The sequence below is a fragment of the Citrobacter europaeus genome, assembly GCA_020099315.1.
In the GTDB taxonomy this organism is placed as follows: domain Bacteria; phylum Pseudomonadota; class Gammaproteobacteria; order Enterobacterales; family Enterobacteriaceae; genus Citrobacter; species Citrobacter europaeus.
This window is the reverse complement of sequence record CP083650.1, coordinates 916092-941679: the sequence shown is the minus strand read 5'-3', so window position 1 is coordinate 941679 and position 25588 is coordinate 916092. Positions and strand designations below refer to the sequence as shown.

Genomic DNA, 25588 nt, shown 5'->3' with positions numbered 1-25588 from the left:
ACTGGCACAAATAAAAGCTCACAATGTAAGAGGTAAAGCGAATCGGGACTATATTATTTATCTAAAGACCAGTATCCGGCTTGCTGTAATGTGGCAACTCCATGATTCGCAAACAGTGAAAGATCGCGCTGGGCCGGGTGAGGATATATTCGGCTACTTAAGCACGCATCACCATCATTAACAAATACCTCTACTGATGAGCGGTCGATAAATATACGTAATGTCAGTAAACCGTCTGCTGGCAACGGAATACTGCGAGTTCCTACCAGCGAATATTCTGGATAGCGACGCTCCACTATCAGACGCTGGGCTTGATTATCGGCGTAAATTCTTAGTCCATCCCCTAATGCCATACCAAACTGTTCAGCCGTAGAGGCGTTCAGATCCCATACCAGTTGTACCTCGACCGCTTCGGCATCAGCCGTAATAAGGACTTTCTGATTACGCAGGCAACACGCGGGTGTTGGATAATAGCTGCCACGCAGCGCGGTGACTTCGTCAGCGGGTTTCATCCTCACCCGATAGTCATCACCAAGGCTCAGTTCACGCGGTAGAGACAACATTCCGGCCCAGCCGTCCTGCTGCTCAGGCATCGGCGATTCCCACATATCCAACCAACCGATAACAATGCGACGATTATCCGGAGTCAGAAAGCTTTGCGGAGCATAAAAGTCATGACCGTGGTCCAGCTCAATAAATTGTCCATCATGGGTGAATGGTTGACCGGGCTGCCATTCACCAAGTAAATAACCGCTCTGAAAAAGGTTGCGATTGCGATAACCTTCCGCCGCGATCCCCTGCGGAGAAAACATCAGCACCCGCTTCCCTTCCAGAGTAAAGAAATCAGGGCATTCCCACATATATCCCATTCCTTCATCAGCCTCGGCAAATATCCCTTCGTCTTGCCATTTACGGAGATCGGATGAACTATACAGACGAACCTGCCCCGTATTTTCCACACGGGAACCGACCACCATGTACCAGCGCTCACCTTCGCGCCATACCTTCGGATCGCGAAAATGATGCAGCCCTGACGGTGTATCAATGACCATACCATGTCGCTCAAAATGGATACCGTCACGACTGGTTGCCAGGCACTGCACCTGGTAGAGATTGTCGTCTGTGTCTGGCGAACCGTGAAATTTATGTCCGGTATAAATCAGCGCCAGCGTATCGCCATCCACCACGGCGGAGCCGGAGAAACAGCCGTCCACATCTGCTGGACCTTCCGGCGCCAGCGCGACTGGCATATGTTCCCAGTGCACCAAATCTTTGCTGCGAGCATGCCCCCAGTGCATTGGTCCCCATTCAGGAGAATAAGGGTGATGTTGATAAAACGCATGATACCACCCATCAAACCATACCAGGCCGTTAGGATCGTTCATCCAGCCTGCGCGAGCAGCGAGGTGATACCGCGGATACCAACGCGGATTAATATCGGCTTGTGCTTTTTCAAGCATCTGTTCGGTCTGTTCTAACAAGGATGTCATCGTCTTTACTCTCAGTACATTACGCAACGTTTTGCTGCAAAAAGGATGGCTCAGATGAGGACTTATTTGAGCGCAAAAGGAAAATGGAAATAAACGTGGTGCAAAACACCATAATTCCCATGATTAGATAGGATTGGGCGAAGCCAAATTTTTCATAGCTAAAGCCTGCCAGTGGGGACAGTACGGTGCCAATAATTGAACTGGTGCAGGCGAATCCAACCAGATAAATCGTGGAGGACAGACGCTTGTCAAAATTCAGACTGTTGTATTTAAAAATGGCGACTAACAATATCGGCAGTTCGACAGCGTGAAGTAATTTTGTAATGGAAATAAGCAGTGGCCCTTCCACCAGCCCGGAAGCGATCATACGCATCGCCATCACCATTCCTGCGAATATCAAGCCATTTTTAGCGCCAATACGGTTAACCAACCAGGGGGCGCAAAACATGCCAGCGGCCTCCAGAAAAACCTGGAAAGAGTTTAAATAGCCAAACATTTCATTCCCTTCTCTTAATGACGGGAACTGTGAAGAGAAATAGACAGGGAATTGCTGATCGTATACGCCGTAAATGCAGGTGCCGACCACGAAGAATATCAACGCCCAGAAACGTGGAAGAGTAAGGAGATTCAGAGCATCTTCCAGAGAGACTTTTTTAGCACCGATTTCGAGTTTTTCCATGCTTGCCGGAGCCGCGACTTTTAAGCGGGCCAGCAGACAGAAGAAAATTATCCCAGAGCAAGAAGCCACCAGGAAGTTAAGGTCAGGGTTAATGTTAAACAGTAGCCCGGCAAAAAACGTAGCCACAGCCCAGCCCAGAGACCCCCACATGCGTGCCCGACCAAACTCAAAGGTACTCTGACGCGCAACACGCTCGGTGTAGGACTCCAGAACGCCAATACCGCCGTTAAATGTCAGCCCGATAAACAAACCGCCGAATACGCTCCCAAGCAAAATGTTGATACTCAGTAAATAGCTAAACAGCAAATAAGCGGGACCGGAGAGAATGAGTAATGTGGTGATGCACCATAACAGATGTTTGCGTAAGCCTAGTCGGTCCTGAATAAAGCCATAACAAACCTGAGCAAACAGCGCGGAGACGGATAGCACGGAAAAGATAATTCCGGTTTCCGACGCCTTTAGTCCCACTTCCTGATGCAGCCAAATAGAGAGGAGTGAACTTGATGAGGACCAGGTCACAAAGAAAAAGAACAACAGCGCGCTGAGCAGCAGATAGCTGCGAGAAGGTCTTTTTTTCATTTACGTAATCTCAGGGAAATGACATGTCAGGATGGTAACGTTAACATTTTGCAGGTACACTTGATTTTGGCGCGATAATCGATGTTAATCACAAAAGTTAACGTTAACATTATTATGTTAGGATCAAGCTCACATTTTTTATCGTCGCTTGCAATTCTTCATGGTTCGATGCCTAGAATAGGTATTTGTCTTTGTTCACAACCCGTTAATAGATGGATTGGGTACAAAATCTGGATTGGGTAGTTAGTATTTTTACGGAAGACTATGGCATCTCTAAAGGATGTGGCCAGACTGGCCAATGTATCGCTAATGACCGTATCTCGGGTGCTGAACGATCCGAAACGTGTGAAGCCAGAAACCCTGTCCAGGGTACAGGAGGCTATATTACAGCTCAATTATGTACCGGACCTCTCTGCCCGCCAGGTTCGTCGTGTCGGTTCCAGGAATAAAACGATTGGCGTGCTCGCGTTGGATACTGTCACAACCCCTTTTTCAGTGGACATTACGTTGTCTATCGAGGAAACCGCACGCGCGTACGGCTGGAATAGCTTCGTGGTTAACATGTTTGCTGATGACAATCCTGACGATATTGTTGATCTACTACTCGCACACCGACCCGGAGGGATCATTTTCACCACGATGGGATTACGTGAGGTGAACGTTCCTTCCAGGCTGCTGAAGCATCCTTGCGTACTGGCCAACTGTGAGAATAAAGGAGAACCCGTTGCCAGCTATATTCCCAATGATGAACAAGGGCAGTATACGGCAGTAAAGGCGCTATTATCAGCGGGGTACTGTCGCCCTCTTTGCTTGCATTTACCGGTCAACCATTTAGCAACACGACGCCGCCGTCGGGGGCTTGATCGTGCCTGCCGTGAAGCCAATATTAATCCTGACACGCTCAATCACTGCTATATGCAATATGGAGATGAACACTATCGTGATATTCCGGACATTTTGCTGAGATATATAGTTCAGGGCATACCACAATTTGATTCGGTAATTTGTGGTAATGACCGTATCGCATTTATGGTATATCAGACCCTGTTAACACAGGGGATCCGCATCCCACAGGACATTGCCGTTCTGGGATATGATAACCTCGTCGGGATTGGAAATTTATTCTTACCGCCGCTATCCACAGTCCAGTTACCACATTATGAGATTGGTCGGTTAAGTACGTTGCACATTATCAATGGCGACAGCCACCGGGAGAAAATTCTGGTCGACAGCCCCTGGCTACAACGAGAATCATTTTGAACATGCCGACAGGTTCCCCCATTTACGTCATTATGACGGGATAACCATCAGGTACTGCTGGCGCAGGCTATGATTATGACCTGAAACTCATCTTTATATTCCTCTTTCCTGATATCGGGCCGTTGCCATAGCGATTGAGTTGAATTCGAGTCTTGATTTCACCAGTGCTCAAAAATCGTTCCCCCCCTAAGTCCTCTCGCCATCAATTGTATGTTTATTAATCAGAATAAAACTACTTGGGCAACCGCAGGCCAGGCGTGATGAAGAAGGTGTGCCGTGAGGAACGTTCAACGGCAACCACTCCGTTGGCCTGTGCATCGGCTGCCCCTTTGATTGACAACCTGCCAGACCTGGTAACGGCACGTTGGTGGCGCTGAAAGCGCATTCCGTCTAGCATACTAAGCAGTTGTACCTACTCGCACTAAGCCTGGGCAACAAAGATGAAGGCGCGCCGGGGCATGGGCCCGCAGTATGGTCAGGGCTACTACAGTAGTACCTAAGTATGTGATCCGGATGGCAATAAGCTCGCGTCTATCTATTATGCGGCAGTACCCGGACGGATGCATTACTCAGCAGTTCTGTCTACGGGGATACTTAACGAGATCACTATTTCAGCCCAGGTGATCCCTTATAAAAAGTTGCTGCTCTACGACTGCACGCAAGACATGTTCAAAAAACTTAGAACCAAACAGCGGATTAAATCCTTCCCCTAAGATGAAAAGACATGAATACGACACGAGGGGTGAAACGTGGTAATCGTTACATGACAAAGGTAACGATACTCACAGTTGTAAGATGAACGTTGTCGGTCAAAAGACGAGTAAGTTATGTGAATTGCATAGAACTGAGATGCCTGCGGGCTCTATTTTCAGAAGGCAGTTTACCTTTATTAGGGTAATCCCATATATGGCAAAGAGCAGGCGTTTCACTAATAATCTGGTACTGCGCAATCGTTGTCATTGAACAGCCCAGAGCCGACAACATTACACAACAAATTCTGTCTGTGGCGGATCTCAAGGGCCACAACCTGCACAGGGAAAAGTTCAACGTTAATGATCTCCCCATCCTAAATCAAGCAGCTCCAATGAACACAGATATAGGTACTTACACAACTTACAGTCGAAATAAATCATTTCACTTTTGATATTACATTTTGTATCACGGTGAAAATTGTACATACATTTAAATATTAAAATTCCGAATTAGAGTGTTGACATCAAGTTATGATTTAATTGATTGATTTAACTGATTAAATTCACACCAGAACTTAATTTATTTTTGTAGTTAATTTCGAAATTAATAATGTAATGTGAATGTGGTCACAACATAGCACATATTGCATGCTATAAGGTCTACCTGCAGTATTAAGTCTCGACTTCTAATCTATGGCAGGGGAATATTTCTTACCCAGGAACTTTATGTTTCTGGATATGAATGAATTGCTTTTCCTGTCATGCATTCTATCGTCTTGAGACAAGGCAAATCATTTTTCTGAGCATTACGCATTATTACAAGACTATGGTGTCAATTGGGAGTCGTTAGAGAAATCAGTGATTTTTTGATGGAGCATCAATTATGTGGAAATTATTTGAACCACCTAAGCACAAAGAAAAAATCCCCGATAAGAAAATTGATGGCGAATATAAACAAATGCGCTTTCAACTGTTTATTGGTATCTTTCTTGGTTATGCTGGTTATTACTTCGTACGGAATAATTTTGCATTGGCTGAGCCACATCTTATTCAGCAGGGATTTTCGCATGCCGATGTGGGAATTGCGCTATCTGCGGTAGGGATAGCATACGGACTGTCGAAATTTTTTATGGGCAACATTTCTGACCGGGCCAATGCCAGAATATTCCTTCCTTTCGGGTTGCTGTTGTCCGGGCTTGTCATGTTATTTATGGGATTTGTCCCTTGGGCCATGTCAAGCGTGACAGTTATGTTTATTTTGCTGTTTATTAATGGCTGGCTGCAGGGAATGGGATGGCCGCCCTGTGGACGAGTTATGGTTCACTGGTGGACGAAGAAGGAGCGAGGACGAATTGTCGCTGTGTGGAACTGTGCACATAATGTTGGTGGTGCCGTACCTTCTCTGCTATTTATTTTAGGTATGTGGTGGTTAAAAGATTGGCGATCTGCTATTTACCTTCCCGCATTTGCGGCCATTGTATTGTCAATTATTGCTTTCATACTGGTACGTGATACCCCGCAGTCCTGTGGATTGCCTTCGGTAGAGGAATGGAAAAACGAATACCCTGAAGATTACGATGCTAAAAGAGATGAGGAAGAGTTCAGTGCCAGGGAGATTTTCGTCACTTATGTTCTGAAAAATAAAGCATTATGGTTGATTGCACTGGCAAATATTTTCGTTTATCTGATGCGGTATGGAATACTAAACTGGTCACCCGCCTACTTACAGGAAGTTAAACATTTTACGGTAACGCAATCATCTCTGGCCTATGCATACTTTGAATATGCAGGCATCCCGGGCACTATAATTTGTGGTTGGGTATCAGATAAAATCTTTAAAACAAATAGGGGAGCTGCTGGAGTAGTATTTATGATTTTAGTACTTATCTGTACTATTATTTACTGGCTTAATCCTCCAGGCCATTATGGTATAGATGTTGCGTGTATTACAGCAGAAGGTTTTTTAATTTATGGGCCTGTAATGTTGATTGGTTTACATGCGTTAGAACTTGTTCCTAAAAAAGCTGCAGGTACCGCGGCAGGGTTTACAGGCCTGTTCGGTTATTTAGGGGGTTCTACTGCTGCAAACGCTATAGTTGGTATAATGGTTGACCATTTTGGTTGGAATGGCGGTTTTTTAACAATGATAATAGGTTGTATCATTGCAATCATTTTACTTGCGTGGACCATGCTGATTGAGAAAAGGCATCATTTAGAAATTCAAAAAAAAGAAGCCAAATTATTGGCACCAAAAGGCATTTAACAATATATAAGGCATAATATTTATGAAAAAGGAAATTTTAAGCATTTTAATGATGGCATTGTTACCTAAAATGCTATTGGCACAAGAGGTTACTACTAAAGATGATATCGCATTTAATAAGACAAAAATCGGTCATGATATTTTAGTTATAGGACATCGTGGTTATCCTGGTATAATGCCAGAAGAGACAAGACCTTCTTATGAGTCAGCAGCAACAAACGGTGCTGATTACCTTGAACTTGATTTGCACATGACAAAGGATTGTCAATTAATTGCACGTCATAATCCCTGGATGAAGGATAATACAAATATTGAGGAAGTTGCTAAAACTAATCCAGAGGTTGCTAAAAGGAAAAGAACCACTCCAGGACGTTATGTAGACATAAAATGGCAGCGTGAAGTTAAAGATCATGGTCCGGATAAATACTTGACTGATTTAGTTGATCCTAACGATTATAAATCACGCTTAAAAGCGTTAATTGTAGACGGTGAAGATCATACTAATGATTGGGCTGTTAGTGACTTTACGCTTAAAGAATTAAAAGATTGGATAGGTGGTACATCATTTGATGCTGCTACTGATAGACCATCTTCTTTAAATGGTAAATTCCCAATTTTAACTTTCCAGGAAGTTATTGATATAGCCAAGGAAGAAACAAAGCGTACAGGACGTACAATTGGTATTTACCCTGAATCAAAAAACCCGATCTGGAATAATGGTCAGGCTATCGCAAATGGATGTGGGACATTAGGTTCACATCCATTCGAAGATTCTATCTTGAAAGTCATTGAAAAAAACAACTTAAACTCAAAAGAATCTCCAATTATAGTACAAAGTTTTGATCCACAAAGCCTAAAATATTTAAGGTCTAAAGGGCTAAAGACCAGGGTTATTCAGTTAATGGATGGAAATAATGTAGATTATTACACAGGGAAAGTTATTTATAATACAAATAACTATCTTACGTTTGTCTCTGGTCGTCCATACAGCTGGACTATTGAAGGAAACCCTGATTATTTTGGAAGTATGTTTACACCCGCAGGATTAAAAGAAATTGCTACATACGCTGATATTATTGGGCCATGGAAAATGGAAGTCATGACATTTCTCAACACAAAAAAAACAGGTAATCGCAATGATATAAAGTTAGTGAACTCAGTTAAGCCTAATGAAGTAATTGCTAATGCACATATATTAGGATTATTAGTACATTCATTTACTTTCAGGAATGAAAAACAGTATTTGGCAGGTATTTACCATAACCAACCAATTAATGAACTTCTTGACTTTTATGAGGCTGGTATTGATGGGGTGTTTACTGATTATACTGGGACAGCTATAGATGCGCGTGGTATATTTGAGGGAGCGATAAAACCCTTGTCCTCAACGGAGGATTCAAACTTAACTAAATTATGATAATTGATAATTAAATTTGGTAACCCCCGGCTTTGTCGGGGGAATCCTGGAAATTAAACTCATTGAGAAATGGGACTGGCAGGCTGACTAAACACCAATGAACGTGAGCACTCGAAAGATGCCAGAGCGGGAAAAAACTACGAGCTGCGCAGCAGTATCAATATTCTGCGTCTGGCTTGCGCGTATTTTAAGAAGGTGGCGTTGGGTCGTCTGTTTAACATCATGAAAATTGAGAGAAATTGTCTACAGCGATGACATGTTCTCAACGTTATTTTCAACAATGCGGTCCTGTCATATTATTTCATAATCATTTTTTTGAGTGAAGCGGCTACCTGTTCTGCAGTTTGGCCCTCGACATCAACTTTCTGCGTTTCCAATAAGTTACACGACTTTAGCCGAGAAAGTGCTCGCGGTATAATATCGATTTTACGAACACCACAAGATATATCTTTATTTAATCTCTTCAGCAGCTCCGTTTCAGAACAAGTAAGAGTATAAATATGTATATTGCATGATTCTTTATCTATCTTGCTACAAATATCATTTAACAGTAGCTTGTCGTGCAGTACCCAACAAAAAACGACGAACTGATAGGCGGAACAACCAATAAAATTATTAAGTAATGTTGTTATGTTTTTTTTAACCAACTCAATCGTTTCATCATTGACTATAAAGGGGTGGCTATCCCAACACCAGTCACCATCTAAAAAAACATTAGAGGGTAAGATTTCACATAAAGCTCTTGAAACTGTCGACTTACCAACCCCCATCGCACCATTGATAATAATAACCTTTTTCATTTTCTCCTCTTTTAAAATTGGTTATTAAGTATAATTATTCACAATCGAAATTTCCTCCGATTTGCACTCGAAGTCAATTTTAGCGCTCATAAACTATTACCATAACCTAAACCAGTGCACTTATCGAGAATAGAAAGAACGACCTCCAAATACAAACCAGCATTATCTGCGAGCTTATAGGCCTATCTCAGGGTTTAACAACGTCTACCTGTCACGCATTAACCTTCATTGGGGGTATCTCCCTAAACCGAACACAGAATGCCCCCACTTATGCCCCCAACGGTGACTTGATTCCGGTGAGTCCAGTTGATAACAGGAGATAAGACACGGGCCAGAAACCGCAGTATACGAACTTTACGTTGATTTCGGTAAACCAGGGAGAAATGTGAAATGGTGCCGATAATAGGAGTCGAACCTACGACCTTCGCATTACGAATGCGCTGCTCTACCAACTGAGCTATATCGGCCCTGAAAAGGACATGTCCACGAATGTGAGCACGGGGTAGAAGGTTAAAACTAACCGGGCGATGCGTCAATGGCCTTGTGAATCAAACGCCTAATTTTGCATCATCCGGTTTCAATAACGCACGAATCGTGTCGTGACAGGAATGCTTGTACCCGGTCGGGTAAGACTATAGCCAGCGGCGAACCTGCCGCTCAAAGCGATCCCATTCCAGCCCGAAGTGTTTTCGCAATTGTTCCTCTTCAAAATCAATATGCAATTTGGCAACCGCCAGCATAAACAGCGGTACTGCCACTACGCCAGCCGGGCTGCCGACGAACAGAGCAAAGGCAAGCTGGAGCCCGCTCATACCAAGGTAGATCGGGTTGCGACTCCAGGCGTAACATCCGCCGGTAACCAGCGTGGTCGATTTATTTGCATGAAGCGGGTTCAGGGTCGTACGTTTCATCCGCATCTGCCATGCGGTATGCAGTATCATCCACAAACTGACGCTGGCCAGTAATGCGCTTATCACGATATTTACCGCGCCAAATGTGAAACGTGGGCTCGCCGTCAACGCATCGGCAACGAGGAAAAGTACTAAGATGAATGGCGGCGGAAACCAGACTCTTAATTTTTGCAGGAAATGACGCATGGCTATGGACTAACCTCGGAAGCAGTTTGATTAACGCTGATACCGCTATAAATACCCTGTAAAAGACACATAAACAAACGATGCTTCCCTCACAACAGGCTATCGCCTTCACCAGACAGGCAGGATCTGTAGTACCAACCTCTGCAAAAATACCGGCATCAGAGGCATCCGCCCCTGATGTTCCCGACAGGTTTACGCTGAAAAAGTTGAATCCGACGCTGATTCAAACAGCCCTACAGACTGCTTGTAAAAACGCATAAAATCATCAAACATCACTGGCGGTAAAAATTGATAGCCCTGCAGGTAATCCACATTATTTTTCCCCAACCATTGCTGCTGATAGCCGTATTCAACGCCTTCCGCCACCATGCGTAATCCCAGGAGCCCGGAAAGATGAATGATTGACTCGAGCATAGGGATATGTTGCTCAGCTTCTTTAATAGCCTTGATGAACGTTTTATCAATTTTGATAACATCCAGGTCTAACTCATTGAGATAGCAGAGGTTAGCGTATCCCGTCCCAAAATCATCTAAAGCAAACAGAACCCCTCGGTTTCGCAACGATCGTATCAGCTCTTTGATGGCTGGAGTGATAGTGAGAGTCTGATTTTCGGTTATTTCAATCATTAATTTTATCGGTAGCCTTTGCGTTATCTCCATAAAATTAAGGCATTCCCAATAAAAAACGGGATTACTTAAACCTGATGGACTGACATTAAAGGAGACGAATAGCGTTTTATTTATACCCTCGCTTCCGTCGACCAGATTACGCGCAACGGTGGTCATTAAATAGCTCGTTAACTCATTCATTAAGCCACTTTTTTCAGCCAGAGGTATAAACTCACGCTGAGAAATCGCATAATTATGGCCCTGTGGCCATCGAGCTAAAACCTCAACACCACAGACATCCCCACTGATATTTACGATGGGCTGAAAATAAGGAATGATTTCTTCATTCCTTATTGCCATACTCAGTCGGCCAGAATCTGAGACATCATATGCATCGCCGTAAATTACATTCTCACCAGAATGATTGTTTGTCGGGTAACCTTCATGCAATAAATTATTCCTGGTTAAAAAAATGATGGTTTCATTAAAATGAGAAAATCCCAGTCGAGCGGTTATCCTTTCCCGATATCGATACACTGACTTAGTTGTTAGTGAGTTAGCAATACAAAAATCGTGCAATTTTTCTTTTGTGAATGATGCATACAACATTTCCTCTTCAAATTCAGTCAAATGAAAAGTAAACATCGTCGAACCTTTAGTGACCTCCACAACCTCATTGGGTGCCATTAAATTGGCTCTGAGCTGAGAAATCAATTGATCAGATAATTCTCTTCCATTAATGAATGCATACTCCTCATATCCTCGATTAACAGAACGAGTTTCATTCATCCGAAGAACAATACAGTTTATGTTGATAAACTGCGTGCTATTTCTCTGAAACCATTTTCTGACCAGTAGCAATGGTAACCGGTTATCGATCACCAGCAAACAGGACGGGTATCGTGGAATAACTGATTGGGTACCAGAAATAAATGATCGCGCATCAACCAGTACCAAATTAGGCAGCCACGCTTTTATTCCCGAGAAAAGAAAAATATCATAACTGAGCAGAAAAATCTTTTTCGTATTCATAGTTACCACCAACTTAAATTTATGGCATAGCAGGTCCCTCGTTATATACACGAGAGAATATACAACACCTTCAGCCTCCAGCAATTATAAGGCGGTTCGTGAATTAACTTTATCCATAAGTCATATCACGTAGTTTCAGAGTTTATAATCACAATTATCCATATGCGTATTCCCATTAAATGGTAAATCCATTTTAAATATCGAAAAAGGAAAATTCCTAATTTTCACCAGTACAAATCCTTTTACTCATTTTCACCACAAGACAAAATAAAAGACCACAAATACTATTAACAGCAAAACATACAACCACTAAAATCAAAATACTAACACATTACCTCGATTCATGCTGCCCGACAAACCATGAGCGTACGTCGCAGATCTCTTATCGCATAGACATTCCCGGCGATACGGATGACCTTATAATAGAAAATATCCTGTTGAGACATAAGCAGTTCGGTAATTTCATCGGGAACATTATCGTTTTTATTTTTGACAATAGCCAAGCGACGAGTCTGCACATATCCGTCGCGGTCTTTGCCAATAAAATTCAGGACAACATTACGATCTACGGCATAGTGCTTACCCTGAATATTAAGGCTCCCTACCTGGGATACCCGCCCTTCGGTAGCAGATGAAATACGAAAAACCAACAGAACTTCACCTTCAATTTTTACGCCCTGAGTTTGCGCTTGCAGATGAAGGTAATTCTTGGCAGAGCAGGTCAGCGTCTCAGGTTCTTGATGGCGATAAAAAAAGTATGCTGTTATCACAGCAAGAAAGATCGCCCCGCTAATAAATATAATTTTCGCATTCACGGGCAGCACCTCCTTTATCCAGCGTACAGATCCCCAAAAAATTCTCTTTAAGATCATTACCTGCCGATAAATTATTATCATCATAAAAAACTATTGTTTTCTTGCCATCATGACAGGTCGCGTTTAATTTTCTCCACATATCAGAAGATAAAAACGCTTTCGTTTTATCAGCATTATTGTCATCGGCTGTATAAAGTTCACAATCACCTATTGCCCTAATATAGATAAAATTCGTGGTACCTGAGTTAAGAGTTGGCAATATCAAAACCGCGCTCCCAAGAAAGGCAAACAATAAAATAAATAGAAGAATGTTTTTGCGTTTCGGTGTTGCGGGTGAGTTCACCGTTTCTGTTACCGAACGAACAGGTACATCTCCACTGAAAGATGACTGTTCATCATTGACCGAAGCATGGAACAAAAATCCCTGCCGGGGCAACGTTTCAATGGGATTTTCTGCCCCCAACTCACTAAATGCTTTTCGCAATATACTGATACTTTTATTAAGGCTATGACCCGATGGGGCCATACCATGCTTTTTCCATACTTCTTCAATGATAAACTCACGGTGGAGTTGTTGATTTTTATGGGCAATGAATAGCTCAAGTAATCTCGCTGTAGATGCCGAAAGGATTATTGTAGTATCGCGATGTTTCAGGCTTTTTCTGGTGGAATCGTACTCAACCTGATCATTAATTATACTTTTCATACTACCTGACTCTTAAATACCGTGACATGGAGTACAAATGACCAAAGTTTCATCTGTGCCGAGCTGATTACTGCATTGTATAAAGATAGTTACAGTATAGGTTCGATATCTAACCATGACATATCGGATCAGACTCAATGCTTACTATTGATTGAGTTTGAAGCACCCCTGGCCTACTGGGATGTATTTCTGCAACGCTACGATAAACTTTCGGTTTTTTGTTTTCAGCTCACTACTACGCCAGGTTTCACCCGGCAACACATAACGCATGGTGGCTTCATCATCGGTTGAGTTGCACCCCTGGTGTACGATGATTTTAAAAAAAGTATTCCCGGTGTTTTTCAGTGTTCCGTTAGCCTCATCAATGGTGTAAGCCAGATTTATGTTTCTCGGGCGAACAACCAATATGGTGTCCATAGCGATCACCGGGAGAGCCTGGCCGCCTTTCCCTTGATTACGTTCGGTAAACAGCGTGATCGGCATTTCACGAAACAGAATTCGGTAATAGCGTTCTTTATCATCCTGCGGCCCACGGTAGAAAATCTTAAAAAACTCACTCGCCTGCGGAGCCAGTGAAAAATTCAGCGGAGTAAACAGAAGTTCGCCTTCAGCAATAGCACTTCTGTTTTCACCTCCCGCTCCCGGCTTATCAATTTTTACTGCGCCGATACTGTATAAATTCTGTTTCTGACTATCGTTATAGATTCGTTTACTGATAAATGATTTATCCGATGGCATCTCATAAATGGTCGACTCCAGGTAGACTGCCTGTGTAGAGAATGCTGTCAGACCGGAAAGTAGAATAAATACCCATCTAAGCGCCAGACGGCGGCGGTTCATGGCGTCACTCCCACCCAATTCGCCGTGACTTTTATCTCTCCACTGGCGCTGACGACACCTTCCCAGTCAGCGCCGGAAACGGTTAACATCGAACGTGAATCATTCATTGGGAAAAGCAACTTTAAATCAGTAGCATAATAGCTTCCATCGTCATTGTTATTTGCGTCCCAGGGCGTCTGTTGCCACTGCGCATCTCTCATACTGACTGCCGCTTCACTGCAGCTATTTCGTTTTTGCACCACGCCCCCCGACTGACTGTTGTACTGCAGAAAAGCGGGAATTGGGACGGACAGCCCGCCTTGCGCAGACGTAAACAGACAGTAAGGGACACTGTTTATCGTCGTACTTTCCCCAATAACTTGCGCGGTAATACTGTCGGCCTGACGGGGGCCTGAGACGGTTACGGTGTAATCCATTTCTATAGGAGCGGCATTGCCAATCGTGCCACTACCGCTCGCAGAAGCTGTGTTGTCCGAAGAGACGATACTGATCCCATACTCCTTCGGCACAATATTGAGCTGTAGCGAAGGGGTAAACTGGTAGTGTCCTGACTCTGGTGTTAAGCCATTATAAAAGCCGAAGGTAAACGGCTGACTGTTAGTAATGCTGATCCCTGAATCAACAAGCTTCTTCAAAAATGCTTTTGACAGAAAAATATAAATGTATTCTCCAGAGGTGGTAAAAACGTTGTAATAAGCAGTTGAAGTACCATAGTTATACCAGTTTGAACCATTCCCGGAGTATCTCACGGTGGCCGCTCCAGGCGTAAAACCAAGCATCGCCGTGTCGACAAAAGCGCGAAATGTCAAGGAGCCGGTCAGATTGGCCGTTTGTTGCAAGTTATAACTCACCATTTTGCAAATCACACCGTCAGTACCGCCCACCACGCCAAGTTCGCAATAACCAGAGTCTTTGGTGATGCTCGGCGTACCATCGCTGGCAACCCAAAGCTCCTGAAATGCGTTAGTCGAGACAAGTGACAGATGACCGCGTTTAGTTAACGTGTAATTGACGTAATTCCATGATCCTGTCGATTGGTCTTTGCACCGTTGCCCGGAAGAATAATCATAATTTACAGAAGTATAACAGCGGTTGAACACATAGGTTTCGCTGCTACCGGTAGGCACATTGCGGAAGTACTCATAAGCAGTATCGGTCAGGGAAGCGAATCCGTAGGCGCCACCAATAACGCCTGCGACAGAGCCGACCTGCGCATGATAAAAACCGTTTTTGTCAGTGCCCAATCCGGCAATAAACCCGGTTGATGGGCACTGGGTGCCACTATAACAACGGATTCCCCGGAAAGGCCCGTTAATCGGGGAGTTATCAATCCACATGTCCTGATAATAATTTCCAGGCGCAGTCCAGCCGACAAAACCTAAATACCCGAGACTCACCTGAGAGGTACCGTATTTTATCCACGTGTTTGACCCGCTGAAACGCGGATCAAGTGCCGATGGGGTAATAAAGTATTCACTATCAATGGCATTTTCGATAAACAAATAGTTATTACTGACTGAGCCGGAAGAGATTGCATTCAACGCCAAAGCAGGTACAGGTGAAAAACTCCCTACGGCACAGATTACAGTAGCTAATTTAATTAATACTTTCATTTTATTACCTCTGCGCCATCGTGGTTTGCGTTGCACATTTCACATCACCAACCCACGCTGCGCCGCGTGCTTTTTCCAAATCAAGATCGGCTTCGCATATATTGCCATTGGCTGAAATTAACGTGATGACCGGATACTTTTTATCGATATCGATAGCAAACTCACCCTTTTCATCCGTACGCGTTTTACCGATGTGGTTATGGATATCGGTATTTGTAGCCAACTGTCCATCGGGATAACGAATGCGCCCGAATACGGTGACCATGCTTTTCACTTCAGGGTTGATAACACCCACGTTACCCGGATATAGCGTCAGCTCCTGTTTGCGTCCTGAAACAATATCGAAGCTGTCCTCAGAGTTTTTATCATTAAGGATTTCCAGCTTGTACTGAGCATAGGGCGGCAGTGCAATGAAATTTGATTTACCGCTGAGAAGATAATTGCGGTTATTAATCTTCGCAGCCAGTTTCCCCTCGCCGGTCAAATCTGTTTTCACAATGATGCCAGACCGCTGTCGCTCTTTACTCAGGCCGAAATCTTTACCTGCCCACGCCAGAGAACCCTGGGAAGAGAAGTTCATATTGGTGGAGTTGTCAGCAGAACGCGTTACCGATACGGTGCCGGCGTTATATTTCGTGTCATAACTCAAATTGCCGTTTACCGAATAATTATTGTCGTAATACTGTTCGCCACTCAGACGCGTTGATGCCGACAATCCGACCGATTTAATCGGGCCCTCAGCATACTGCTTGCGCGCGCTGAGATTACCCTGAGTACTGCCATAGCGATCGCGGGAGACGCCCATACTCAACCAGGATGCCAACGGCAACGATAAATCCAGACTGACATAACGTTCCTGCCGCCCATCGTCATTCCGGTTGTTGTAGTAATAACGCTGAATACCTGCACGCAACCCAACCGTGGCATACCTGCCTGAATAAAGGGTCGTGCTGTAGTCCAGATTACGATATTTATTTCCCGAGTAGCGATTCTCCGTCTGACTCACGGTGAGCGAGCCGCCATGAGGAATAAACTTTCCGAGGTTAAGAGTCCCGCCAATGGAATAATTATCACGCTCCTGCATGGGCAGACGATCGCCAATTTTACTGTCTTCACGAGATGCCCAAAGGGAACCGTATCCCTCAGGTACATTAAGGTTGATGTTACTGATATTTCGCCATGACGAATCGTTCGCCACCAGCGTCTGATTGCCAATGCTTACGTATTCATTCACATTGAGCGTGACATCCGTTTCATTAACCGCATTGTTGTCAAAACCGTAGAGCGTGGACTTCAGGCCCAGCCCCGACAATATTGCCAGCGTCACCGATGCGGCCCCCCCGGCAATCCAGGTCTGCTCGCTGCCCAAATCCTGATAATGATTTCGCTTATAACTCACACGGTCATAATCCAGTGAGCCACCAAACAGTTGCCACGAGAGCTGATCAATCCCGGCAGCTTGTTGGCGGGCAAAGATTTTATTAACCCTGCTGATACGACTATTAATTGTCCGGCCATTGACCACGATATCTACCGTGACGTCATAAACTCCATACGGAAAACGACTGGTATCAATTTCATAACTGCCCATATTAAAGTTCTGGACGCTGAGCAAACGCCCATCACGGAAGACATGAACCTCGCCAGCGGCTGGCAAAAATACGGTAATCGGCGTGAGTGAAAGCGCGGTATTCTCAACAACCGTACTTCCTTTGTTTCCGTAGCTCACACCGTAAATTTTCCCGCCATTCAGCGCATTCAGGCTGGCAATAGACTGGACATTCCAGGTGTCGAGCATCCCAAGCGCCAGTCGATAACCGTCATAATCACGCTCATACATCGCACGATAGAGTTTACTGGTGCCGTTGCTGTCGCCGATGCCGTAAAACGAACCGTTAATGTTGATATGGTGCTCGCGCAGCGATGTAGTATTGTCCACCGTCAGATAGCTGCGGGTACTGCTGCCATTATGATAATCGTTGTAGTAGGTACCAAAGTTATAGTTCAGGACGTTAGAGAGAGACTCCACGCTGGAAGGTCCAAGCAGGCTGCTGCGTGCGACAATCGCCTCAGTTAACGCATCTTTGCTGACAATCATCTCCAGGTGAAATGAAGAAACGTTGAGCTGCAGGCGTGCATTGTCCGATAGCTCGATATTGGTGTTATCGTGAAATTTCACATCACGAATTTTTTCTACCAACGCACGAGTTTTTCCAGATAACACGGCATTATTAGGCAATTCAGCAAGAGTCAGGGCTTTAACTGTAATATTGCCATCAACAAGTGAAATCACCGCATCGGCAATTTTTTGCTGACTTTTCTCGTCAGTCTCGTTGTAACGAATATATACCGGCACCGTCATTCCCTGCTCCAGTGAACGGGCGAAAGCGCTGGGAATAACGTAATTACCCACTTTTACTGGGGCTGCATGTGAAAATCCTGGTGTCAGCGCAAGAAAAAAACAAATGCTACCGCCGACAATATTTGTTGTTGTCATATGCATCCTTACATTCCGGTATTTTTATTTATCCCGTACAGATGGCTGCAATCGACCATCACTTCACTGTAATAAACTGCTTACCGTGCCAAATACCAATGCGTGAACGGCTATTGCTGATGTCGGTAAACTGTAATTTTATTTTCGTACCCGGCATAATGTAATAACGTTCGCGACAACCTCGTCCCTGATCGCGAGCCTTATCCTTACACGCGCCATAGGCGATCACACGAAACGAAACATTGCCAGTATTGGTAATAACATCGCCATTTCGGCTATATTCAAAACGCTCTTTTCGCGGCGCGACCACCAGAATAGTGCCAATTTCAGCCGACGCTGTTGCAACCGCCATTTTATTCGCCCGAGTTTCCGCGCTCTCGGTGACCGGCTCATCTATCCATTGCAGACGATAATAACGTTCGAGATCATCTGCAGGTCCTTTATAAAAGAAGCGAAAAACATCCTTTGCCTGACCAGGAAGAATAAGATTGGCAGGTGTAGAAAGTAACTCTCCGGAATTGACAGGTTTTATTTCGACTCCCCCCGCCAAAGGTGATGACAATTGTTTTACCGAAACACTGACATAACGCGCTGCATCAGTTGTATTAGTAATTTCTTTCGATAATGAACTCTCAGCAGAAGTCATTATCGATGTGATTTCACCCACATTAATTGCCAATCCGGGAAAAGATACTACTAACCCTACCAACATCGCTGTCGGTAAATATTTTTTCATGACGCCATTCCTGATAAATTCGGGAGAAAAAATTCTCCCGAATTTTTATTACTTAGGCAGACGGAGTCGTCCAGGTTGCATTAAACTGTACTTTTACATCTCCAGTCCAATAGCCGTCTGGCAGAGCAGAGTAATCCGTTACTGCCTGGCTACCATCAGAAGTCGCTGACGCGATGGTGAATTTGAAGTTGGATTGATCGCTGACACGAGCAGCACCGTTATAAGCGCCATCAGCCATCAGGCTTTCAAGACCAGAAGTCGAGCTGGAGTTAACCAGGACAGTATCTGATGAGTTAGTCAGCGCGGTGCCATTCCATGCCACCCCTACGTTCAGGGTAGACGCATCGCCACTGGCGTTGGTCAGCGTGTTACTAATGATCTGAGCAGTCAGCTCAAAATCAGTTGCCGTTTCCTGACCCTGAATAGTCACATCAAAAGCACCGTCCTGAGAGTTGAAGGCTTTCAGACCTTCAGCATACTGGAAAGTCAAAGAGTTCAGCGGGGTGACAACCAACATACTGGTGGTATCTTTTGTTGCCGTCGCGTCCCACGAGGCAGTTGCAGAAGCAGTAACGTCTGCCATTGCATTTGCTGCAACAAATACAGAAGCCAGAGAGGTTACTAATAATAATTTTTTCATTTTTATCTTCTCCTAAGAACAAACTCACCACCGAGTCTTATTTTTAAGTCACTCCAGCGGTTCCATTAATTGCGAGCCAGAATTGCCGCGCCAAAAAATTATCATTTGAATTAAGTAACATCTCAACAAACCCTGAAACGCAAAAATTACAAAAAACTAAGAATTTTCCCACAAAAAAATTTATCTAAGAAGTTTCCTAAGATAAAATTACTTGAAATACGCCTTGTTACAGAATTATCACCCACACAAATAAGTAATACCAAACAATTCATCTTTTTTATGTTTTTGATAAATATCAAAAAGATCATACAAATACCACCTAAGCAAAACCCTTACAAAACATAAAGATAATTAACGCCTCCATATTTTCTCTATAATGCTTATTATTTGTTGCAATTATGCTAAATTTTTAACTTCACAAGAAAATTCTCATAAAATATTCATATGAGGGGGAATATTCTTATAAAATAATCATTAAGTTGGAGGATTAGTATTCGAATTGATAATTATTTCACAAAAATAAAACCAGGAATTTTCCATATAAAAAGAATATTCCTGGAATATCAAGTGTTATATAACGTTCAACCAGGAGAGATTTAGCTGAAACCTTTTAATCCCAAATAACTATTAAGTGTTACCGTACGCACCCGATGTAGGGTAATCAAATTTTGTTGTTCGAGAGATTTAAATGACCGGCTAACGGTTTCAATTTTAAGGTCGAGATAACTGGCAATTTCCTCCCGGGAGAATGGCAAGTGAAGCGTCGTTTCTGGCCTGCCAATACGTAAATGCATCTCGTAAAACTCCACCAGAAAAGCAGCGATCCTGGCCTCAGCCTGTTTATTCGCATAGCGCCGCAGTTTTTCAACAATGAATCCATTGTCCCTGCAGAGAAACTTGATGACTGCGGCAGCAACCGACGGATCCTTTTCTGCTACTTTGAACAACCGCGCAATATCGATATGACATACCTCCGCAGCCGTTGCCGCCTTAATCGTTGTCAGGTACTTCCCCCCTTCGACAGCATCCAGCGCCATGATATCTCCCGGAACATAAAAGCGACTGATAAAATCGTTATCGCCACATTCCACGCTGGACTTGCAGTACCCCTCATGAATCACAAAAAGCATGTTTGCGGCTTCATCCTGCCGGGCGAGTATCTCCCCTGCTTTAAACCTTCTTCTTTTGTCTATTAATCGGTGTTGATTATCACGATCAATTGCCGCTCCCTTTGGACACAGCGAACAATGGCGGGGGGGAAACGGGTTGCCGAGCGGCACAACAGGAATACGATGTTTGTGAATATCCGATTTCACGCAACAACTCCTCATAAAAATGAGACTGATTCTAATAGATCGAACCATAGGAACAATACGTGAACGGCAGACCAGGAAAATTCATGCTGGCAGGGAAAATTCTGTGATACGTCGCCTTTCGGCCTCCGGTGAGAGCGTAGGTCAAAAACAGACTGATGCGGATGATGTTAAAACGCAGGATAGAAAAATAAATGCGGCAGCGAAGTGAAGTTTAGAATTAAGCGGGAGATGCCTTAATAGCTTTAAAATTAAGAGCACTATTATGGCATCGCCCGTTTTCAATTACGCCCGGATCGTGTCGTCACCGAAGCCAATCCACTTATATGTGGTCAGCGCTTCCAGCCCCATTGGGCCACGCGCGTGCAGCTTTTGCGTGCTAACTGCCACTTCCGCCCCCAGTCCGAACTGACCGCCATCGGTAAAACGAGTAGAAGCGTTCACGTACACGGCAGAAGAGTCCACTTCATTCACGAAACGGTTGGCGTTGCTGAGCGTGCGCGTCAGGATAGCATCCGAGTGCTGGGTGCCGTGTTCGCGAATATGGGCGATTGCGCCATCCATATTTTCGACCACCACTACGTTCAGATCCAGAGACAGAAACTCGTTATCCAGCTCTTCCGGTTTCAGCGGCACCAGTTTGGCCGGGCCACACAGTACCTGCATCACGATTTCGTCACCGTGCAGCGTAACACCGCTATCCGCCATCTTTTGGCTTAATGCAGGCAGGAAACGCTCAGCGATATCCTGATGCACCAGCAGAGTTTCTACGGTGTTACAGGTGCTTGGACGCTGAGTTTTGGCATTAACGATAATCTTTAACGCCGGGGCTATCTCAGCAGAATCATCAACATAAATATGGCATACGCCAATGCCGCCGGTGATGACTGGGATGGTCGACTGCTCACGACACAGCTTATGCAGGCCCGCGCCACCGCGTGGGATCAGCATATCGATGTACTTGTCCATACGCAGCATTTCAGCGACCAGCGCGCGGTCCGGATTATCTATCGACTGCACCGCTGCTGCGGGTAAACCGCAGGCTTCCAGCGCCTTTTGGATCACCGCCACGGTCGCGGCGTTGGTCCGGTACGTCTCTTTCCCACCGCGCAGAATTGCCGCATTACCGGTTTTCAGGCACAGGGAAGCAACATCAACGGTGACGTTTGGGCGCGCTTCATAAATCACGCCAATCACACCCAGCGGAACGCGACGACGTTCAAGGCGCAGGCCGCTATCCAGCAGACCACCGTCAATCACCTGCCCGACCGGGTCGGCGAGATTACAGACCTGACGCACATCGTCAGCAATCGCTTTCAAACGCGCAGGAGTCAGCGCCAGGCGATCGAGCATCGCTTCGCTCAGACCATTTTCACGCGCCTGTTCTACATCCTGCTTGTTAGCGCTAAGGATACTTTCCATTTGCGCTTCCAGCTCATCAGCAATGGTTTCCAGTACGCGATTTTTTTCACGACTGGAGAGTAGCGCCAGCTTGTATGACGCAGCTTTGGCAGCAATGCCCATTTGTTCCAGCATATGCCTGTTCCTTAACGGGTGATCATATCGTCGCGATGGACAGCAACCGGACCGTATTCGTAGCCCAGGATGGTGTCGATCTGTTGTGAGTGATGTCCGGCAATACGGCGCAGCGCATCGCTGTTATAGCGTGTAACACCGTGGGCAATATCGCGCCCTTCGAGATTACAGATACGGATCACTTCACCACGAGAGAAGTTGCCTGTCACGCTTTTAATGCCTTTTGGCAGTAATGAGCTACCGCGTTCCAGAATCGCTGCGGTCGCGCCCTCATCGACGGTAATTTCCCCGGCAGGCGGTGCGCCGAAGATCCAGCGTTTACGGTTTTCCAGCGGAGAGGCCTGAGCATGAAAACGCGTCCCGACAGAAACGCCTTCCATCACATCGCCAATAACGCCAGGCTTGCTGCCAGCGGCAATAATGGTGTCGATCCCGGCGCGGCACGCGACATCGGCAGCCTGCAGTTTTGTTCCCATGCCACCGGTTCCCAGACCCGAAACGCTATCTCCGGCAATGGCGCGCAGCGCATCATCAATACCGTGCACGTCTTTGATCAGCTCAGCCTGCGGGTTGGTGCGTGGATCGGCGGTGAACAGCCCTTGCTGATCGGTCAGCAGCAGCAGCTTATCGGCCCCGGCCAGAATCGCCGCCAGCGCAGATAGGTTGTCGTTATCACCGACTTTAATCTCGGCGGTCGCTACGGCGTCATTCTCATTAATGACAGGAACAATGTTGTTATCCAGCAGCGCACGTAGCGTATCGCGGGCATTGAGGAAGCGCTCTCTGTCTTCCATATCCGCACGCGTCAGCAGCATCTGGCCGATATGAATACCGTAAATCGAGAAAAGCTGTTCCCACAGTTGAATCAGTCGGCTCTGCCCTACCGCCGCCAACAGCTGTTTCGAGGCTATCGTTGCCGGGAGCTCAGGATAACCAAGATGCTCACGTCCGGCGGCAATCGCGCCCGAGGTAACGATAACAATACGATGCCCTGCGGCATGGAGCTGTGCGCACTGGCGAACCAGCTCTACGATATGGGCGCGGTTCAGGCGGCGCGATCCGCCCGTTAACACACTGGTGCCAAGTTTTACCACCAGCGTCTGGCTGTCACTCATGATTCTCTGCCATTCAAAATTGGGGAAAATGATATCAAACGAACGTTTTAGCAGGACTGGCCCCGGTTGCCAACAACCAGCGCACAAAGCATGAAAATTTATTGCGCAGGATCAGCAAGCGTAACGGCAGATTTTGACGCATTTATTACAGAAACAAAAAAACATCCTTTTTTAAAAATATTCTTACTTTGTCATAAAACGTTCATTGCCAGACGTTAAAAACCTTCCTGTCTTTTAACGGGGATCACACCCAGTGAATATTAGCGCGTACTTTTAATCAGGAATGAAAATGAAAAAGAGCACTCTGGCATTAGTGGTGATGGGTATTGTTGCGTCGGCATCCGTACAGGCAGCGGAAGTGTATAACAAGAACGGTAATAAACTGGACCTGTACGGTAAAGTAAAAGCCATGCATTACATGACGGATTATGACAGCAAGGACGGCGACCAAAGCTATATCCGTTTAGGCTTTAAGGGCGAAACGCAAATTAATGATGAACTGACGGGTTATGGTCGCTGGGAAGCAGAGTTCGCAGGCAATAAAGCTGAAAGTGATTCCAACCAGCAAAAAACACGTCTGGCCTTTGCCGGTCTGAAATTAAAAAATCTTGGCTCGTTTGATTATGGTCGTAACCTCGGCGCGCTGTACGATGTAGAGGCGTGGACCGATATGTTCCCGGAATTCGGTGGCGATTCATCTGCGCAGACCGATAACTTTATGACCAAACGCGCCAGCGGCCTGGCGACTTACCGTAACACCGACTTCTTCGGCGTCGTGGATGGACTGGATCTGACCCTGCAGTATCAGGGTAAAAACCAGGATCGCGATGTGAAAAAACAGAACGGCGACGGTTTTGGTACCTCCGTTACCTATGACTTTGGCGGCAGCGATTTCGCGGTCAGCGGCGCTTATACTAACTCCGATCGTACCAATCAGCAGAATCTGCAAACTCGTGGTACAGGCGATAAAGCAGAAGCCTGGGCAACCGGCTTAAAATATGATGCTAACGATATTTATATTGCGACGTTCTATTCTGAAACACGCAATATGACGCCGATTTCCGGCGGCTTCGCCAATAAAGCACAGAACTTCGAAGCGGTTGTTCAGTACCAGTTTGACTTTGGTCTGCGTCCGTCACTGGGTTATGTGCTGTCAAAAGGTAAAGATATTGAAGGCGTAGGTAATGAGGATCTGGTGAATTATATCGACGTGGGCGCAACATACTATTTCAACAAAAATATGTCCGCGTTTGTCGACTATAAAATCAACCAGCTCGATAGCGATAATAAGCTGGGCATCAACGATGATGATATCGTCGCTGTCGGTATGGTCTACCAGTTCTGATATAGCATAAAAAAATGCCGGATGGGGTTGCGCCGCCATCCGGCATTTTACTGTTCATTACGCCGTTAATTTAACCGGCTCATCGTTAAAATCGTCAGCAGGCTCCAGCGCCAGATTCAGCGAGGTTAACAACCCACGTAATTTTTCATGAAATTCACGTAAGGTGTATTCCAGTCGCTCTACCACTTCAGTCTCTTTCACCGGCACCGCCGTCCAGTTCCCGTCTTTATCAAACAAGCCAAACTGGTAGCTGTAGGTGAAGCGTTTTTCCTGCGCCTCCAGTTCCATCCACCAGCCCCAAAACTCGCGTTTTTCAGGGGCGGGTTTCACATTGACGCAAACAGCCAGACAATCGAAAAAAAACCGATTATCTTCGCACTGCCCTTCCCGGATGTACGGGCCAAGCGCGGTGAATTTCTTGATCAATCTACTTTTCGGATGCCCACTCGGTAACGTCATTACGATCTCCTTAGGTGAAGCACCTGTTTTACCAAATCGATAAAATTTAGCAAAC

The 25588-nt window shown here is 45.3% G+C and carries 20 protein-coding genes, 1 tRNA gene and 1 pseudogene; 5 read left to right on the top strand and 17 right to left on the bottom strand.

The features are described from left to right. Positions 1-53: 53 nt before the first annotated feature. Both LA337_04445 and LA337_04440 read right to left on the bottom strand, forming a co-directional pair. Positions 54-1490 carry a glycoside hydrolase family 32 protein gene (locus tag LA337_04445; GenBank protein ID UBI16951.1) on the bottom strand — a complete coding sequence of 479 codons (1437 nt, stop codon included), beginning with the start codon at positions 1488-1490 and terminating at the stop codon, positions 54-56. Between the two features lie 19 nt (positions 1491-1509). Next, the gene (locus LA337_04440) at positions 1510-2748 is read right to left on the bottom strand and encodes an MFS transporter (protein UBI16950.1); all 1239 of its coding nucleotides are present in this window, start codon (positions 2746-2748) and stop codon (positions 1510-1512) included. A 264-nt stretch (positions 2749-3012) separates the two neighbouring features. On the opposite strand from LA337_04440, the gene LA337_04435 reads away from it, so the two are divergent. The 4 genes and pseudogenes from LA337_04435 to LA337_04420 all read left to right on the top strand — a co-directional run bounded on the left by LA337_04435 (position 3013) and on the right by LA337_04420 (position 8380). Beyond that, the gene (locus tag LA337_04435) at positions 3013-4008 is read left to right on the top strand and encodes a LacI family DNA-binding transcriptional regulator (GenBank protein UBI16949.1); all 996 of its coding nucleotides are present in this window, start codon (positions 3013-3015) and stop codon (positions 4006-4008) included. A gap of 226 nt (positions 4009-4234) precedes the next feature. Continuing rightward, positions 4235-4508: pseudogene (locus LA337_04430) on the top strand (VOC family protein). Between the two features lie 1075 nt (positions 4509-5583). Then, entirely contained in the window at positions 5584-6963 is a 1380-nt protein-coding gene (gene glpT / locus LA337_04425) for a glycerol-3-phosphate transporter (GenBank protein UBI16948.1), read from the top strand. A gap of 22 nt (positions 6964-6985) precedes the next feature. Continuing rightward, a complete protein-coding gene (locus tag LA337_04420; protein UBI16947.1) occupies positions 6986-8380 on the top strand; it encodes a glycerophosphodiester phosphodiesterase in 1395 nt (464 codons plus the stop codon). Positions 8381-8676: 296 nt separating this feature from the next. Here the strand turns inward: LA337_04420 and LA337_04415 are convergent, their stop codons facing one another. The 14 genes from LA337_04415 to proB form a co-directional block, all read right to left on the bottom strand. Then, entirely contained in the window at positions 8677-9180 is a 504-nt protein-coding gene (locus LA337_04415) for an AAA family ATPase (GenBank protein ID UBI16946.1), read from the bottom strand. A 391-nt stretch (positions 9181-9571) separates the two neighbouring features. After that, a tRNA-Thr gene (locus LA337_04410) sits at positions 9572-9647 on the bottom strand. A gap of 165 nt (positions 9648-9812) precedes the next feature. After that, the gene (locus tag LA337_04405) at positions 9813-10277 is read right to left on the bottom strand and encodes an isoprenylcysteine carboxylmethyltransferase family protein (protein UBI16945.1); all 465 of its coding nucleotides are present in this window, start codon (positions 10275-10277) and stop codon (positions 9813-9815) included. A gap of 192 nt (positions 10278-10469) precedes the next feature. Then, positions 10470-11918 carry an EAL domain-containing protein gene (locus LA337_04400; protein ID UBI16944.1) on the bottom strand — a complete coding sequence of 483 codons (1449 nt, stop codon included), beginning with the start codon at positions 11916-11918 and terminating at the stop codon, positions 10470-10472. Positions 11919-12259: 341 nt separating this feature from the next. Next, a complete protein-coding gene (locus LA337_04395) occupies positions 12260-12733 on the bottom strand; it encodes a hypothetical protein (GenBank protein ID UBI16943.1) in 474 nt (157 codons plus the stop codon). Next, complete coding sequence (locus LA337_04390) at positions 12708-13439, bottom strand: winged helix-turn-helix domain-containing protein (GenBank protein UBI16942.1); 732 nt, start codon at positions 13437-13439, stop codon at positions 12708-12710. The genes LA337_04395 and LA337_04390 overlap by 26 nt, the downstream gene beginning before the upstream one ends. Positions 13440-13583: 144 nt before the next feature. Then, positions 13584-14279, bottom strand: a complete 696-nt coding sequence (locus LA337_04385) for a fimbria/pilus periplasmic chaperone (protein ID UBI16941.1) — start codon at positions 14277-14279, stop codon at positions 13584-13586. Beyond that, entirely contained in the window at positions 14276-15892 is a 1617-nt protein-coding gene (locus LA337_04380) for a fimbrial protein (protein UBI16940.1), read from the bottom strand. The genes LA337_04385 and LA337_04380 overlap by 4 nt, the downstream gene beginning before the upstream one ends. 4 nt (positions 15893-15896) lie before the next feature. Beyond that, positions 15897-18389 carry a CS1-pili formation C-terminal domain-containing protein gene (locus LA337_04375; protein ID UBI16939.1) on the bottom strand — a complete coding sequence of 831 codons (2493 nt, stop codon included), beginning with the start codon at positions 18387-18389 and terminating at the stop codon, positions 15897-15899. Between the two features lie 58 nt (positions 18390-18447). Further along, the gene (locus LA337_04370) at positions 18448-19125 is read right to left on the bottom strand and encodes a hypothetical protein (GenBank protein UBI16938.1); all 678 of its coding nucleotides are present in this window, start codon (positions 19123-19125) and stop codon (positions 18448-18450) included. Between the two features lie 52 nt (positions 19126-19177). Continuing rightward, positions 19178-19765 (bottom strand): common pilus major fimbrillin subunit EcpA, encoded by a 588-nt coding sequence (locus LA337_04365; protein UBI16937.1) that lies wholly within the window; start codon positions 19763-19765, stop codon positions 19178-19180. Between the two features lie 596 nt (positions 19766-20361). Next, a complete protein-coding gene (locus LA337_04360; protein UBI16936.1) occupies positions 20362-21081 on the bottom strand; it encodes a Crp/Fnr family transcriptional regulator in 720 nt (239 codons plus the stop codon). A 282-nt stretch (positions 21082-21363) separates the two neighbouring features. Next, entirely contained in the window at positions 21364-22614 is a 1251-nt protein-coding gene (gene proA, locus LA337_04355; protein UBI16935.1) for a glutamate-5-semialdehyde dehydrogenase, read from the bottom strand. An 11-nt stretch (positions 22615-22625) separates the two neighbouring features. Next, the gene (gene proB / locus LA337_04350; protein UBI16934.1) at positions 22626-23729 is read right to left on the bottom strand and encodes a glutamate 5-kinase; all 1104 of its coding nucleotides are present in this window, start codon (positions 23727-23729) and stop codon (positions 22626-22628) included. A 289-nt stretch (positions 23730-24018) separates the two neighbouring features. On the opposite strand from proB, the gene phoE reads away from it, so the two are divergent. After that, on the top strand, positions 24019-25074 hold the full coding sequence (phoE, locus tag LA337_04345) for a phosphoporin PhoE (GenBank protein ID UBI16933.1): 1056 nt from the start codon (positions 24019-24021) through the stop codon (positions 25072-25074). A 57-nt stretch (positions 25075-25131) separates the two neighbouring features. Here the strand turns inward: phoE and crl are convergent, their stop codons facing one another. Continuing rightward, on the bottom strand, positions 25132-25533 hold the full coding sequence (gene crl, locus LA337_04340; GenBank protein UBI16932.1) for a sigma factor-binding protein Crl: 402 nt from the start codon (positions 25531-25533) through the stop codon (positions 25132-25134). Between the last annotated feature and the right edge of the window lie 55 nt (positions 25534-25588).

Coding starts and splice junctions, on each gene's coding strand:
- LA337_04370 (UBI16938.1), bottom strand. CDS start 19,125: ATGAAAAAATATTTACCGACAGCGATGTTGGTAGGGTTAGTAGTATCT.
- phoE (UBI16933.1), top strand. CDS start 24,019: ATGAAAAAGAGCACTCTGGCATTAGTGGTGATGGGTATTGTTGCGTCG.
- LA337_04390 (UBI16942.1), bottom strand. CDS start 13,439: ATGAAAAGTATAATTAATGATCAGGTTGAGTACGATTCCACCAGAAAA.
- LA337_04420 (UBI16947.1), top strand. CDS start 6,986: ATGAAAAAGGAAATTTTAAGCATTTTAATGATGGCATTGTTACCTAAA.
- proA (UBI16935.1), bottom strand. CDS start 22,614: ATGCTGGAACAAATGGGCATTGCTGCCAAAGCTGCGTCATACAAGCTG.
- LA337_04445 (UBI16951.1), bottom strand. CDS start 1,490: ATGACATCCTTGTTAGAACAGACCGAACAGATGCTTGAAAAAGCACAA.
- LA337_04400 (UBI16944.1), bottom strand. CDS start 11,918: ATGAATACGAAAAAGATTTTTCTGCTCAGTTATGATATTTTTCTTTTC.
- glpT (UBI16948.1), top strand. CDS start 5,584: ATGTGGAAATTATTTGAACCACCTAAGCACAAAGAAAAAATCCCCGAT.
- LA337_04385 (UBI16941.1), bottom strand. CDS start 14,279: ATGAACCGCCGCCGTCTGGCGCTTAGATGGGTATTTATTCTACTTTCC.
- LA337_04405 (UBI16945.1), bottom strand. CDS start 10,277: ATGCGTCATTTCCTGCAAAAATTAAGAGTCTGGTTTCCGCCGCCATTC.
- LA337_04375 (UBI16939.1), bottom strand. CDS start 18,389: ATGACAACAACAAATATTGTCGGCGGTAGCATTTGTTTTTTTCTTGCG.
- LA337_04435 (UBI16949.1), top strand. CDS start 3,013: ATGGCATCTCTAAAGGATGTGGCCAGACTGGCCAATGTATCGCTAATG.
- proB (UBI16934.1), bottom strand. CDS start 23,729: ATGAGTGACAGCCAGACGCTGGTGGTAAAACTTGGCACCAGTGTGTTA.
- LA337_04365 (UBI16937.1), bottom strand. CDS start 19,765: ATGAAAAAATTATTATTAGTAACCTCTCTGGCTTCTGTATTTGTTGCA.
- crl (UBI16932.1), bottom strand. CDS start 25,533: ATGACGTTACCGAGTGGGCATCCGAAAAGTAGATTGATCAAGAAATTC.
- LA337_04440 (UBI16950.1), bottom strand. CDS start 2,748: ATGAAAAAAAGACCTTCTCGCAGCTATCTGCTGCTCAGCGCGCTGTTG.
- LA337_04380 (UBI16940.1), bottom strand. CDS start 15,892: ATGAAAGTATTAATTAAATTAGCTACTGTAATCTGTGCCGTAGGGAGT.
- LA337_04415 (UBI16946.1), bottom strand. CDS start 9,180: ATGAAAAAGGTTATTATTATCAATGGTGCGATGGGGGTTGGTAAGTCG.